Annotated in this window: 10 protein-coding genes; 1 reads left to right on the forward strand and 9 read right to left on the reverse strand. The window is 34.3% G+C overall.

The genetic code is table 11. The features are described from left to right. Positions 1-8: 8 nt before the first annotated feature. Positions 9-2,777, reverse strand: coding sequence for a TonB-dependent receptor (locus K7G79_RS04965; protein ID WP_223549746.1), 2,769 nt, complete (start codon positions 2,775-2,777; stop codon positions 9-11). 183 nt (positions 2,778-2,960) lie between these two features. Here K7G79_RS04965 and K7G79_RS04970 point away from each other — a divergent pair, with 183 nt between their 5' ends. Continuing rightward, the gene (locus K7G79_RS04970; RefSeq protein ID WP_223549748.1) at positions 2,961-3,983 is read left to right on the forward strand and encodes an endonuclease/exonuclease/phosphatase family protein; all 1,023 of its coding nucleotides are present in this window, start codon (positions 2,961-2,963) and stop codon (positions 3,981-3,983) included. A 32-nt stretch (positions 3,984-4,015) separates the two neighbouring features. Here the strand turns inward: K7G79_RS04970 and K7G79_RS04975 are convergent, their stop codons facing one another. The 8 genes from K7G79_RS04975 to K7G79_RS05010 form a co-directional block, all read right to left on the reverse strand. Continuing rightward, a complete protein-coding gene (locus tag K7G79_RS04975) occupies positions 4,016-4,453 on the reverse strand; it encodes a hypothetical protein (RefSeq protein WP_223549750.1) in 438 nt (145 codons plus the stop codon). 99 nt (positions 4,454-4,552) lie between these two features. After that, entirely contained in the window at positions 4,553-7,102 is a 2,550-nt protein-coding gene (locus tag K7G79_RS04980; RefSeq protein ID WP_223549752.1) for a TonB-dependent receptor, read from the reverse strand. A gap of 158 nt (positions 7,103-7,260) precedes the next feature. Continuing rightward, a complete protein-coding gene (gene pgi / locus K7G79_RS04985; RefSeq protein WP_223549754.1) occupies positions 7,261-8,880 on the reverse strand; it encodes a glucose-6-phosphate isomerase in 1,620 nt (539 codons plus the stop codon). A 2-nt stretch (positions 8,881-8,882) separates the two neighbouring features. Then, positions 8,883-10,214 carry a peptidoglycan DD-metalloendopeptidase family protein gene (locus K7G79_RS04990; RefSeq protein ID WP_223549756.1) on the reverse strand — a complete coding sequence of 444 codons (1,332 nt, stop codon included), beginning with the start codon at positions 10,212-10,214 and terminating at the stop codon, positions 8,883-8,885. Beyond that, complete coding sequence (locus K7G79_RS04995) at positions 10,172-11,089, reverse strand: tryptophan 2,3-dioxygenase family protein (RefSeq protein WP_223549758.1); 918 nt, start codon at positions 11,087-11,089, stop codon at positions 10,172-10,174. Before K7G79_RS04995 ends, K7G79_RS04990 begins: the two co-directional genes overlap by 43 nt. Positions 11,090-11,095: 6 nt before the next feature. Continuing rightward, entirely contained in the window at positions 11,096-11,902 is an 807-nt protein-coding gene (locus K7G79_RS05000) for a DUF3108 domain-containing protein (protein WP_223549760.1), read from the reverse strand. 117 nt (positions 11,903-12,019) lie between these two features. Then, positions 12,020-13,180, reverse strand: coding sequence for a 4-hydroxyphenylpyruvate dioxygenase (hppD, locus tag K7G79_RS05005; RefSeq protein ID WP_223549762.1), 1,161 nt, complete (start codon positions 13,178-13,180; stop codon positions 12,020-12,022). A gap of 126 nt (positions 13,181-13,306) precedes the next feature. Then, positions 13,307-14,464, reverse strand: coding sequence for a homogentisate 1,2-dioxygenase (locus tag K7G79_RS05010; RefSeq protein ID WP_223549763.1), 1,158 nt, complete (start codon positions 14,462-14,464; stop codon positions 13,307-13,309). Between the last annotated feature and the right edge of the window lie 53 nt (positions 14,465-14,517).

Below are 14,517 nucleotides of genomic sequence, written 5' to 3' on the forward strand. Positions count from 1 at the left end.
TCATTTTTTTAAAATCTAAAATTTAGGTTTACAAAAAAGGTCGTGCCACGCCCATACCAATATTTTGGTCCAAAAACACGTTTTGGGCTAGCGTTATCATCACGTAATTCACGATAATTAGCATTACGCCCCTGCTCGAAACCACCTGTTTTATATTGTTTGTCCAGAAGGTTATTGACACTAGCAAAAAAGCCAATGTATTTGTCATTAATTTTCCAAGACTTACCTCCAATTAGGTTTACCACCATATAATCATTAAACTTTTCTTGTTTTAAAAGAGCCCGGGCTATATCTACATCATAATCGTTAAAAGGCAACCCATCTGAATCTAAATATAAATTTTCAGTTCTTGTTAACGGGTTAACATCTATGTAAGTGTTCGTAAAAAAATTTGCTGTAGCACCAAACCACCAATAGTCTGGGTCTCTATATTCAAAGCCTGCCGAGAAGGCTTGTTGTGGACCGGTAGCTAGTTTATAATCTTTTAAGTTAGCCTTTCCGTAAGAAATTGATCCATCCTCAGAAGTAAAACTTGAAGAAGTTAAGTATAAATCTGGATTGTTATCATAAGTAAATTGCCCCATTGAAGCTACACCCTTTAACTTTATAGTAGGTGTTACCTGTGCTTCAAGGCCTAGTTCTACACCAAATTGTTTTTTACTAATCCCCTGTAACACTTCTTGTACAAAAGCAGAAGTATCATTATTTTCAATATCCTCACTACCACTTAAACCATCAGCAAAATAGAAACTCACCTCATTAGCATCCTCTGTTTTGGTATAATAACCTGTTAACTTTGCTTTAACAATAGGCGACCTGTAAATATAACTTGCATCAAATACTGTTATTTTTTCTTCTTCAATATGTCTTACTATGTTATGGTTTTCTCTTGAGTTAGAAAATGTATTTCGTAATGTAGGCGCCTTAGTAATGTAACCCGCATTAATATCAAACAAATGTTTACCTGTTATTTTATAGGTTAATCCAGCTTTAGTACCTATACCTGTAAAGGATAATTTTTCTCCTTTACCAAACGATAAATCTCCTAAAAAACGACTGTGCTCCCAAAGACCTTCCCGTTGGTATTGGGTATTGGTCACACTTGCTGATAGATAAAAATCTACTTTATTGTATTTAAATTGCCCTTGAGCAAATCCAGAAATCACATCGGCATATAGATTGTAATTGTATCTAAATTTATCTCCTTCATTAACAAACTTATCCGGATTTTGATTATCATATTGATAGTTATCAAAAGAATCTACATTTGACACTCCAACTATTGATCCTAATGTACTTATAATTTCTCCAAAATTTTCAGACTTAAACTTTTTATAATCAATTGACATATTCAACAAAATATGTTCGTTAAGTTCGGAATTCAAAATAGAATTTAAGGTAAACTGCTTATCGTCACTACGATCTTCGTAAAGTACATAGGCTGCCGATGTACCACTAATATTATTGGTAATGTTGGCATCAAGAATACGTTCCCAATCTATCTGTCCGTTGGTTATAAATTCTTGTTCCAATTGATAAGCGGTTGCAAAATCTGGTCCATCTGGGTCTGCTAAGGCATAACTTGGTAGGTTTTGATAATATGTTGGACTTGGATTTGACCCTCCTGAATAATCTAATCGACTATTACCTAGTTTCCCAAACTGATAGCCAATATTTGTATTCAATGATGTTTTACTCGACATGTCCCAGTAATGGTTCAACATTAAAATAGGTTCTTCAACTTCCTTTATACGTGAATTACGTTTTTCACCATCTAACCACCCCCAATACTCATTATATTTTATATCCTTTAAATCGTAAACTTCTTGTGTGTTTGGTGATGATTTCCCGCGTCTGTTAGGCGCATAAATTGAAACAAAGTTAAGGCTATGTTTATCATTAATTTTCTTTTCGATTGAGGCAAAAACTGAATTGGCATCATATAGGGAGGCATCTTGATAGCCCTCGTTACCCCACCGTCTGCCCAATGACACTGTAAATGCCCAATTGTTTTTTAACAAACCAGAAGCATAAGTAGCCATTAAACGATTTGTATAACTTCTATTTGAAGAGGAATACGTTATTCTACCCCCCGGTCTTGCTTGGGAAGCCCTTACGTTAATATTTGTTGTTCCCAAAATACCTCCAAAATTATATGCTGAAGGCGTTAGACCCCAAGTTAATTCTTGGTTACGCAATACATCGTTTATTCCTCCCCAGTTACTCCATTGTGGTCTTCCGTTATACAACTTATTCATTTCAATTCCATTAATTAAAACCTTCCCGTTTTCGGAATCCAGACCTCTGGCCCTAAAAAAGGATGAACTCCACTCAAACGCTGCTGTTCTTTGGAATACATCTAAAGATGAAGCCAATAATCCAGAAATATTATCTGCGCCACTGGTATCATCATTAAGTTCATCATCAGAAAGCGTAATGGTAAATAAATCGCTTGATGAAGCATCTACCTCCATCGTCATATCGGTAATATCTATTGTTTGATTTTCATTAACCACAATAGGGTACCTTTTAGTAATATAACCCGCTTTGGAAATTTTCAAAACTTGCTCTCCTAAAGGAATATTCGTTGTAAATTGAAATTCACCAAGCGTATTAGTTTGTGTGGTTTGGGTGGTTTCTTCAATGGTAACAAAAACATTTGCCATTGGCTTGAAAGAAATTGCTTCCTTTACACTTCCCTTAATGAGAGTCTGCTGTGCAAATGATGTGAAAATTGAAAAAACCACTAATAAATAAATAAGTGTTTTTTTCTTCATGTTTAGTTAATAAATTAGTCACTCCCTTAATTTTGATTTTAAGGTGTATAAATTTACGTTTTTTATAAGAATATTATACTTTTGATTAGAAATTTGTATTTAAAATAACCTTGATTTAATATTTTATTAATGACTAAATTTAAGCTCTATTTATTTTGGCTAGTATTTTGTTTCTTTTTCAAGATGTATACTCAAGAAAAAACCTATAAAATACATACCATTGCCTTCTACAATCTAGAAAACTTATTCGACACTATAAATGATCCTAAAAAGTTTGATGAAGCAAGTCCAATAATGGAATTAAAGGTAAATAAGTCTGAAATATTCAAAAAGAAAATAAACAATATGGCCAAGGTCATTGCTGATATTGGAGCAGATGTAGTCCATAATTCACCTGCTATTCTTGGAGTTTCAGAAGTAGAAAACAGAGAGGTTTTGGAAGCTTTGGTAAATCATCCTTTACTTTTAAAAAAGGATTATGGAATAGTACATTTCGATTCTCCAGATGCCCGAGGTATAGATGTAGCTTTACTTTACCAAAAACAAATTTTCATACCTAATAGTACAAGCAATCATGAACTAAAAATTTTTGATGATAATACTAAAGAGCGTATTTATACCCGTGATCAATTATTGGTTAGCGGTATGCTTGATGGTGAACTTATCCACGTTATTGTAAACCACTGGCCATCAAGGAGAGGTGGTGAAGCTAGAAGTAGACCTAAACGTGTGGCCGCTGCAAAACTCAACAAACAGTTAATAGATTCTCTACAATCCATTAACCCTTATGCTAAAATATTTACTATGGGTGACTTAAATGACGATCCAACCAACGCTAGTGTAAAAGCTATATTAAAAGCAAGAAAAGATAGAAACCAAGTAGGTCTTAAAGGGATTTACAATCCATTTGAAAGCTACTTTAAAAAGGGTTTGGGTACTACGGCATATAGGGACGCTTGGAGTTTATTTGATCAAATACTCATTACAAAACCATTATTGGAAAAAGACTATTCGTCATTTCGTTTTTATAAAGCAGGAATTTTTAATAAAAATTATTTAATAACTAGAAAAGGTCCTTACAAAGGTTATCCTTATAGAAGTTTTGCAAATGGAGGTTTTACCGATGGGTATAGCGACCACTTCCCTGTTTATATTTATGTAATTAAAGAAGCCTCCTCTACTCTAAAGAAAATCTCCCCCAATTGAAGAAAATAAAATTATAGAAGTTAATCTAAAAATTAAGCCATCCATGTACTCCAAGGAATTCTTGATAAAATCAATATTAAGGCAATACAATAAAAAACAGCCAATACTTTTAATTTTGATACTGAAGTAAGCTTCTTTTTATGTTTTGAATACCCAATGGTTATCAATGCTACGGCAATGATATTTACCAATGGATGCTCTACTAAATATAACCTTGCTAATCCATTTCCCATAACACTACCTCCTAATTCACTCCACAAATCAAATCTAGGAGATATAAAGTATAGCACTAAGCCTATTAACAATTGAATATGTGATACTATTAAAGTGAACAACGATATCCTAAAATCCTTGGCACCGTATTCTTTTCCAGAAATAGATTTAAACAATGCATTTAATGAGGCTAGTATTAAAATTAAAAACACTAAATAAGCCCAATAAGAGTGAAGTATTAGTATGGTTTCGTACATTGGTATAATGGTTTAAGTTTATAGCAAAGGTAAGCATAAAAGGCATAAAAAAACCGCTTCAAATGAAGCGGTTTAATATTTCTATGGAAAAATTGTGTTTTAGAAATTGTAACGCATACTAACGTTCCAGGTTCTTCCATAACCAAATCTACCCGTATTTGAAGTATTTATACCTTTCCAGTTTTCAGAAGGATTTGAAGAAGCCGCTTCATTTCCTGACACTGATTCTAAATAAAGTTCATCTGTGATGTTATAAATATTCACTCTAAACTGTAGAGATTTGCTATCATTTTCACCCAATAAAACTTTATATGATAAACCTGTATCAATCGTATTATATGAGGGTAATTTTAAAGCATTAGATCCAGCTCCAATATTAGAGTATAGATTTTTATACATATTCCAATTAGCATCTAAGCTTAATCTTGGAATGAACTCATATCTTCCAGATATACCTGCTGTAAATTGAGACGCACCTCCTACTTTTTCTCCGTCTAAAGGTGCAACAGTTGTCGTTAGCTCGGTTGAAGAAATATCTGTTCCATTATTATCAAATGCACTTATATCACCATTACCGTCAAATTCCCAATCTCCTATAGAAACAAATCCATTCAAATCCATATTATCAGTTGGTTTAGTCATTAGTTCCAACTCAACACCCATATGCACTTGTTTTACCCCTCTAGTTTGATAACTAATAAAATCGTCTCCAACTTCCCCATTATTACTTACAAGTGTTCTATTATCCCATGTTGTATGATAAATATTAAAATTTGCTTTAACATTGTCTCCTCCTAATTGATAACCAGCTTCCAATCCAGTTATTTTTTCGTTGTCAACTTCTGGATCTAATAACAAGTTACTATTTCTGTCACTTTGAAACAATAAACTATGAAAAGGTTGGCGCGAATAGTACCCTGCATTAACAAAAACTTTATTAAAATCATTTAAAGCATAGGCTGCACCAGCTTTAACATTGAACCCTGGGTTATTAACTTTTTTAGATTCTTCAGATTGCCCCTCATTTGTAGCATTTAAAAATTCTGTTCTTAAATGAGATTGTGTTGACACTGCTCCTTGAAAAAAAGCAGAAAATTGATCGTTGGAATATTCTAATTGACCAAAAATACCTGCATAATTAATTTGCTCTTCATAATCATACCCAAAGCGTTCTCCATGATCTGTATTGGGCTTAAAGAAAACAGTCCAAGGATTGATTCCCCCTGCTTCAGTTAACTGATAATTACCACCATTATAATCGCTAAATGCATTAACAGAATTAACACTTATAAACTCCCTAACATCTCTAAAGTGAATACCATTATAAAAACGAAAATCTGCTCCAATATTAAAGTTTAGATTCTCATTTAGTTGATTGTTATAATTTGAAACCAACCCATACCAGTTATGATTATTATTGGAACCCCTAGCATAAGTAACTTGACTGCCTGATGTTCTTGCTTGAGCAAAACTACCTCTACCCATAGAACCATATAAAACTGTTGAAAGTGAAGAGTTGTCATTAATATTTAAATCCCAACTAATGTTTGCCACTGGTTTATGATATATATTTCGCCCTCCTGGATATTTACCCCCATTCAATAAATTAGGGCTTTCAACACCCGAGAAATTCCAAGAATTATACTTTCGTCCGTTATCTAAAAAGGACTTAATAGAACCACTTCCTGCTGCTGCATGCCATTGAGGTGCTCCAGTTAACAAAAAATTAAACGTATTATTATCATTTGGCTTATAACCAACCGAAAAGAAATATGTTTGCCCTTGTCCATCAGTAAAGTCCACATAACCATCTCCTTGCCAGTGTCCGAGTAAAGCCGCAAAAGACCATCCCTTTGTATTAACTCCAGTTGAATAGTATGCAGTTGTTTTCGTATAGTTGTCGTTTGCCACCATTTGCTGAACAAATCCACCCTTTCTTCTATCAATAGTTTTTGTTACAATATTCACTGTTCCTCCAACTGATGAAATGGCTAATTTTGAGGCTCCTAATCCACGTTGTATTTGAACGGCATTTGCTACGTCCAAAACACCTGACCAATTTGACCAGTACATTTTACCATCTTCCATACCATTTATTGGTTGTCCATTTAATAAGAAAGCTGTATTGGTTTGATCAAAACCTCTTAAAAACATTTGACCATCACCAAATCCACCTGCTTGAACAGACTGTACAGAAGGTGTCGACTTTAAAACCTCAGGTAAATCTGAATTACCAGCTTTTTCCTGAATTTGATTCGCTCTAATGGTAGAAACTGCTATAGGTGTTTCCCTGTCTTCTGCTAAATCTATTACCCCAGATCCTATGATTACTATTTCATCCAAAGAATTATCAGAAGTTAATTTGATACTTCCTAAATTAGTATTTCCATTAAACGATAAAGTTACAGAACCATAACCCACATAAGAAATAACAATTTGTCCAGAAGTAGCTTGGCTGGTTAATGAGAACTTTCCATCAAAATCTGTAGACGTACCGTTTGTGGTACTTTTTTCAATAACATTGGCACCTGGTAAAGGTGAATTGAGATCGGCATCAAGAACTGTACCTGTAATGGTACTTTGCGCAATGATAACTGAAGAGCATAATAATGCCACAGCTAACATCAATAAATGAGTAGTTTTTTTCATAATTAATTATTTGAATTAGTCACAGCAAAAATACCCATAAAAGACTGATTACCATTACCTAAATGTTAAAAAATTTAACAATTGTTAATAAATAAAAAACTGTTAATATTTGCATATTAACAGTTTTAATTGAATTCCTCTGATATAATCTTACTTTATTAAGATTTTCCCTTATAATAATTTAATAAATTTTGAGTAGAGCCATCGTGCTTATTAAGAATAGTCCCGCTAAATTCCTTTAAAATTCTTGTTGCCAATTGTTTCCCTAATTCCACTCCAAATTGGTCATAACTAAATATGTTCCAAATTATACCTTGAACAAAAATTTTATGTTCGTACATCGCAATTAGCTTACCTAAACTCTCTGGTGTTAGCTTATCTATAAAAATAGTATTGGTAGGTTTATTGCCCTTAAATATCTTAAAGGGAACAATATTTTGCGTGGTTCCTTCTTCAACTACCTGTGTTTCGGTTTTTCCGTTTAACAACGCTTCGGTTTGTGCTAAAAAGTTGGAAATCAATTTATCTTGATGATCTTTATTTCCATGCAAAGAAGATACAAAACCAATGAAATCGGCTGGTATTAACTTAGTTCCTTGATGTATCAATTGAAAAAAGGCATGCTGTGAATTGGTTCCTGGCTCACCCCAAATAATAGTCCCAGTTTGATAATCTATGGGATTACCACTTCTATCAACACTTTTGCCGTTACTTTCCATTATACCTTGTTGCAAATAGGTGGCAAACTGGTATAAATATTGAGAATATGGAATAATAGCTTCACTTTCGGCTTTAAAAAAGTTGTTATACCAAATACTTATTAATGCTAAAACTACAGGTATGTTATTTTTAAAATCTTCATTTTTAAAGTGATTATCCATTTTATTGGCGCCACTAAGTAGGCTATCAAAATGGTCATAACCTACAGCCAAACTAATACTCAGTCCAACAGCGCTCCACAATGAAAAACGACCACCAACCCAATCCCACATAGGGAAAACGTTGTTTTCGTCAATGCCAAAACCTTTTACGGCATCTAAATTTGTAGATACAGCTACAAAATGTTTGGCGATATCTTCCTGCTTAGCCGATTTTAAAAACCATTCTTTAATAGTAGTTGCATTCGAAAGGGTTTCTTGAGTAGTAAAGGTTTTAGAAACCACAATAAACAAAGTCGTTTCTGGGTCCAACTTTTTTATAATCTCGTTTACATGATCACCATCTACATTACTTACAAAGTGAGTTGTTAAATGGTTTTTGTAATATTGTAACGCTTCTACAACCATTGCTGGCCCTAAATCTGAACCGCCAATCCCTATGTTAACCACGTTGGTAAACGCTTTACCTGTATAACCTTTTAATTGGCCATTAACAACCTGATTTGTGAATCCCTTAATTTTTTCCTTAACCTCATGTACCTCTGGAACGACATTAACCCCATCCACATAAAACTCTTCTAATTTTGGTGCTCTTAAAGCGGTATGTAGTACCGCACGCCCTTCGGTTTGGTTGATTTTTTCTCCAGAAAACTGACTTTCTATAGCCTCTTTTAATTTAACCTCCTGGGCCAATTGCAAAAGTAATTCTAATGTTTTATCGGTAATTCTATTTTTAGAGTAATCCACATAAAAATCGTCCCATTCAATTGTGAATTTATTTGCCCTTTGTTCATCTTTAACAAACAAATCTTTCATATGCACATTAGAAACTGTTTTAAAGTGGTCTTCAAGTGCTTTCCAAGCCTTTGTAGTTGTTGGATTTATAGTTGGTAATGTCATGATTATGATTCTGCTTGTTTAATTACAGGTGTTTCCAATTCAATATTGTCTGTGGGGTCTGGTTCAAAAAAGATGTTATCCAATTGGTATTTTATGGGTTTTATAAAGTCTAGATACTTAACCTTTAAACTATCCGAAATAGGTTTAGCTTCTGGTAATTTCTCCCTAAATGGATCTACTTGTCTCCCGTTTTTCCAAAAACGATAACACACATGAGGGCCCCCTGTATTCCCTGTCATACCTACATAACCAATTACGTCTCCTTGCTTTACAAACTGGCCCACTTTAACATTACGCCTACTCATATGTAAGTATTGGGTTTCATAAGTTGCATTGTGCCTTATTTTTACATACTTGCCATTGCCACCACGTCTAGTAGACTCAGTAACAGTTCCATTAGCGGTGGCTCGAATTGGCGTTCCTATTGGTGCTGCAAAATCAGTGCCTTTGTGAGGACGCACTTTGTATCCATAGTAAGCAATACGTCGTTTTAAATTATATCTGGATGATATTCTACCAAACTGTATTGGAGATTTAAGAAAAGCCCTTCTTAGATTCTTAGCCTCTTCACTAAAATAATCGACTATTCCTTTAACAGAATCAGTTTGAAAACGAAAGGCATAAAAGGGTTCATTGTTATGTTCAAAATAGGCTGCTTTAACATCGTGTACTCCTGTATAAATGGTATCGTCTATATATTTATCGGTATAAATAACCTTAAAACGGTCGCCTTTTTGCAAACGGTTAAAGTCTATGGTCCATGCATAAATTTCATCGGCCAATTTATTGGTTAATACCGGACTCACTCCTAGTTCATCAATCGTTTCTGAAATACTGCTTGTAACAATTCCCGTAATGGATTTTTCAACATATTTTATGGGCTTTCTACTTCTATATGCGTGTATGGAATCCTTAAAATTAATAACTATATACTCCTCTTTAGTTGGCTGATAAATAAACGCCTCTGGAGATTCTAAAGAGTCTTTAGCACATAATAATGTATATGGTTTCCCTTTTTGAAAATATCTAGCAATATCATACGTTTTTTTAGTTTCCTCTGCAATGTAAAATATCTTAGGATAACCTATTTTATTTTGTTCTAAAACCTTTCCAAAGCTTTCCCCTGCTTTTACAGTGTCTCTTTTAACAATATAATCATTAAGTTTAAACCCAAATTCAAAAACTTCTTTAGGTTCTTCGACCTTAGCAATTTTTTCTTTTAATTCTTGTTCTGTTTTGTTTTGGTTATTTTTACAGCTATAAAAATTTATAGCTAATAATACTATTATAATTAAATATTTGTTCCCCAATCTTCTAGTTCTTTTTTTGTCCATAATTCTGGAAAGAATATTCGCTTTTGATATTTTGGATGCATGTATTTCACCCACTCACTTCCACCTGTGGCCTCAGCCGTTTTACCCCCAATATTTAAATAATGGTTAGCGGTATTGTAATGCGCCATAACCCATTTAACATTAACGGTATAATCATAATGACGCATGGCCTTAATCAAAGCTTTATCGGCCTTCACTTCGGCAGGTAAACCCTTAAATTTAGTCCACAAATTATTTTTGTTATAAAATTGCGTAAATCTAATGAATTCATCTTTATAACGTTCTTCAAAAATTGTTAAAGTATAGCTCTTTTTGCCTGTCTCATAATCTTTACCCGCTGCCTGCCAATACAAATGTTCAAAGGCATTTTCATAGGATGAATTTCGGTCTATTGTTTCCCTAAAACGCTTATCAATAAGATTGATGAGTTCGGTAGAAGCAAATTCAATTTTTCTATATTGTGCGCTTTGAAAACCACTAGCAGGAGTCAATGTTGTTCTAAATTTATTATACTGCGCTACGTCCATACCATCTTTCATAATGCTGAAAGACGAGGTGAGTACATCAAAATACCGACTCACCCGCATGATCTTATCGGCAAAAACTTCGGCAGTCAATGACGGATGCTTAGCGACTTGCTCAATCTCACTAAGTATCATTTTAAATAAGAGTTCTGTAACTTGGTGGTACATAATGAACACCTTCTCATCTGGAAGTGATGTTCTGGTAACCTGAAGGTTCAAGAGCACATCGGTTTGTATATAGTCCCAATAGGTCATGGGCTTACTGTGCAATAACCCTTCTACATGCGTTTCGACATCCTGACCTATGCTATTGTATTTTTCTTCAAGTTGGTGGGTTAGTTTTTTACTCAAAGTGCCTTAATTTTTTACTACGATCTTAAATGGGTGTTTTAATCCTTTAAAAGCTTCAAGGTCTGCCCTTAACGAGCCTACGGCCAAATCGGCCTTAATACGTAAAGGTACTTTATTTTTGTCTTTTGACACCCATAGTGTTAAACTTTCCTCCTCTTTAAAAACACGTCCTGCCATTACATAAGGCCTGAATTTTAATGCTTCAATAGTACCAAAGTCTGTATCAATAATATCTTCACCTAGGTATTTTAATTTAAAACCATAGTTTTCTTCATCAAAAAACATATCTACCCTTACTTCATCTCCTACTTTTAATTTTTTGGTGTCTAAATTATTTCTAAGGTAATAGAACGTAGATACCATATCCTGAATATTAGGTTTGGTATCGAACACCGATTTTTTGTTATGTTTTTTATCATTGACATGCGCTTTATGATTCTGCTGATCGAAATTAATTTCAATATCCTTGGTATGTCCGCCTTCATCTATATTTCTAATAAACCGATATGGCTTGATAGAATCTTTATAAAAATAACTCTCATAACGATCCTTTACCTTAAAAAACCACTTGATCATACCAGTAGTCCACCCTTTGCCAACAACATGATAGGTGTCCTTGTTATTATATTTCGATTCTTTTACTGTTAATGTTGCATTTCCTGCTTTTAAAAATCCACTATAACTCATTCTAAACTTAAACCATTCTCCAGCACCAAAAGCCGATTCACTGGTTTTGGTTTTTAACAAACTGGTTTGCGCAACAGCTACTTGAGTTAGCAATAAAAGAAATACTATATGTTGTCTTTTTTTCATAGCTCACATTATAATTGCTTTTTCAATACATAAATTACAATTACTGTTCCAAAAGTATTAAAACAAAAAACGCCATCAAAAAATAAAATTCGATAGCATTTTATTTAATGCATAACTCTACAAAGTTCCTCTTTTTGCCTGTTCTCTTTCTATTGATTCAAATAACGCCTTAAAGTTTCCTGCTCCAAAGCCTTTTGCCCCCATTCGCTGAATGATTTCGAAAAATAGTGTAGGCCTGTCTTCGACAGGTTTAGTAAATATTTGAAGCAAATAGCCTTCTTCATCAGCATCAATCAGAATTCCTAGGCTTTTAAGGGTTTCTATATTTTCACTTAACTCATGACTGTGTTCTTCTAAACGCCTAGGGACTGACTTATAATATTCCTCTGGTGGTGTTGATAGAAACTCTACACCTCTTGCCCTTAATTGACTTACCGTTCCTATAATATCGTCTGTTGCAACAGCAATATGTTGCACTCCTGGACCTTCATAAAAATCAAGATATTCTTCAATTTGTGATTTTTTTTTGCCTTCTGCAGGTTCATTAATTGGAAATTTTATGCGTCCGTTGCCATTACTCATTACTTTACTCATAAGTGCCGAATACTCGGTATGGATTTGCGTGTCATCAAAAGACAAAAAGTTTTCAAATCCCATAACCTCTTCGTACCATTTAACCCAAGTATTCATTTGCCCCCAACCTACATTCCCCACCATGTGGTCTATATATTTTAAACCTACTGGTGTTGGGTTATAATCGCTGTCCCAAGCCACGAACCCTGGTAAAAATATCCCATTATAATTCTTGCGTTCAACAAACATATGAACTGTTTCGCCATAGGTGTAAATACCTGCCCTTACCACTTCACCGTGTTCATCATTTTCCTCAGTTGGCTCCAAATACGATTTCGCTCCACGAGCTGTAGTCTCTTGATAAGCCTTTCGGGCATCTTCTACCCAAAGCGCAACGACTTTAACACCATCACCATGCTTTACAATATGGTCATTAATAGGTGACTTGCTATTAAGTGGTGTTGTTAATACTAATTTAATTTTGTCCTGTTTTAGCACATAACTTACTGTTTCTTTAGACCCTGTTTCCAGTCCTTTGTAGGCATACGATTGAAAACCGAATGCCGTTTTATAAAAATGTGCTGCCTGTTTGGCATTACCCACATAAAACTCTACATAATCTGTTCCCAGAAGTGGCAAAAAATCTTGTGCTCCTTTAAATATTTTTTCTAAACCGTAGTTTACTGATTCTATGTTTTTACTCATAATCTTAATGGTTTATTATTGATGAAATTAATTGTTCATCCTCTGTCTTTGCTGCAAATGCAGGAATCTTATCGTTTTGAATAAAACTTTGATAATAAGAATTCCCACCTTCGCGGGAATGACAATTTATTCCAACCAAGATTTATAATAATCTTCATCGGCTATTTTCATAGCTTCCTCCGTAACCATTAATGGTTTGAAGGTGTCTACCATAACCGCTAACTCTTGAGTCTCAACTTTGCCAATACTCCTTTCGGTTGCTCCAGGGTGAGGCCCGTGAGGTATTCCTGCCGGATGTAGCGATATGTGCCCAGCCTCAATGTCATTTCTACTCATAAAATCACCATCTACATAATATAACACCTCATCGCTATCTATATTGCTATGGTTATATGGCGCAGGAATTGATTGTGGATGGTAATCGTACAACCGTGGTACAAAGCTACACACCACAAAAGCATCAGTTTCAAAGGTTTGGTGCACTGGTGGTGGTTGATGAATACGTCCCGTTATAGGCTCAAAATCATGAATTGAAAACGCATAAGGAAAATTATAACCGTCGTATCCAATAACATCAAAAGGATGTGAAGCATAGACCATTTCAATGATTTCACCTTTCTTCTTTACCTTTATTAAAAAGTCTCCCAACTCGTTATATGTTTCCAACTCCTGTGGCCTACAAATATCACGTTCACAAAATGGCGAATGCTCCAATAATTGTCCAAACCAATTGCGATAGCGTTTTGGAGTATATATCGGGCGATGTGACTCTACAATAAACAATCGATTGTCCTCTGTATCAAAATCTATTTTATAAATAATCCCTCGTGGAATTAAAAGATAATCACCGTATTTAAAATCGAGGTTACCCAACATGGTACGCAATTTACCCGTTCCTTTATGAATAAAAATCAACTCATCGGCATCGGTATTCTTGTAAAAATAATCTTTAGTGGAATGTTTTGGCGCTGCCAAAACAATGGCACAATCACTATTTACCAAAATAGTTTTACGGCTTTCTAGAAAATCGTTCTCTGGTTTTACTTCGAACCCTTTTAAACGATACGATTGGATATTATTTGCTCTAGCTATTTTTGGTGCTACACTATATTGTTTTTTAATAGCTTTCACCTGTGTAGGGCGTTGCTCGTGGTAACTATTGGTGTATATACCATCGAAACCAATAGTTCCAAACAATTGCTCATAGTATAAGCTTCCATCTGGTTTTCTAAATTGTATGTGACGCTTATGGGGTATTTCCCCAAGTTTATGATAAAATGGCATTTTTTTATTTTAAGTTAGATATAAAAAGTAAATAAATTCTACTAAAGATAATA

The organism is Aestuariivivens sp. NBU2969 (assembly GCF_019931125.1).
Lineage (GTDB): Bacteria > Bacteroidota > Bacteroidia > Flavobacteriales > Flavobacteriaceae > Aestuariivivens > Aestuariivivens marinum.

Bases quoted from the DNA above. Each gene is read 5' to 3' on its own strand.
- K7G79_RS04965 (WP_223549746.1), bottom strand. From the start codon at position 2,777: ATGAAGAAAAAAACACTTATTTATTTATTAGTGGTTTTTTCAATTTTC.
- K7G79_RS04970 (WP_223549748.1), top strand. From the start codon at position 2,961: ATGTATACTCAAGAAAAAACCTATAAAATACATACCATTGCCTTCTAC.
- K7G79_RS04975 (WP_223549750.1), bottom strand. From the start codon at position 4,453: ATGTACGAAACCATACTAATACTTCACTCTTATTGGGCTTATTTAGTG.
- K7G79_RS04980 (WP_223549752.1), bottom strand. From the start codon at position 7,102: ATGAAAAAAACTACTCATTTATTGATGTTAGCTGTGGCATTATTATGC.
- pgi (WP_223549754.1), bottom strand. From the start codon at position 8,880: ATGACATTACCAACTATAAATCCAACAACTACAAAGGCTTGGAAAGCA.
- K7G79_RS04990 (WP_223549756.1), bottom strand. From the start codon at position 10,214: ATGGACAAAAAAAGAACTAGAAGATTGGGGAACAAATATTTAATTATA.
- K7G79_RS05000 (WP_223549760.1), bottom strand. From the start codon at position 11,902: ATGAAAAAAAGACAACATATAGTATTTCTTTTATTGCTAACTCAAGTA.
- hppD (WP_223549762.1), bottom strand. From the start codon at position 13,180: ATGAGTAAAAACATAGAATCAGTAAACTACGGTTTAGAAAAAATATTT.
- K7G79_RS05010 (WP_223549763.1), bottom strand. From the start codon at position 14,464: ATGCCATTTTATCATAAACTTGGGGAAATACCCCATAAGCGTCACATA.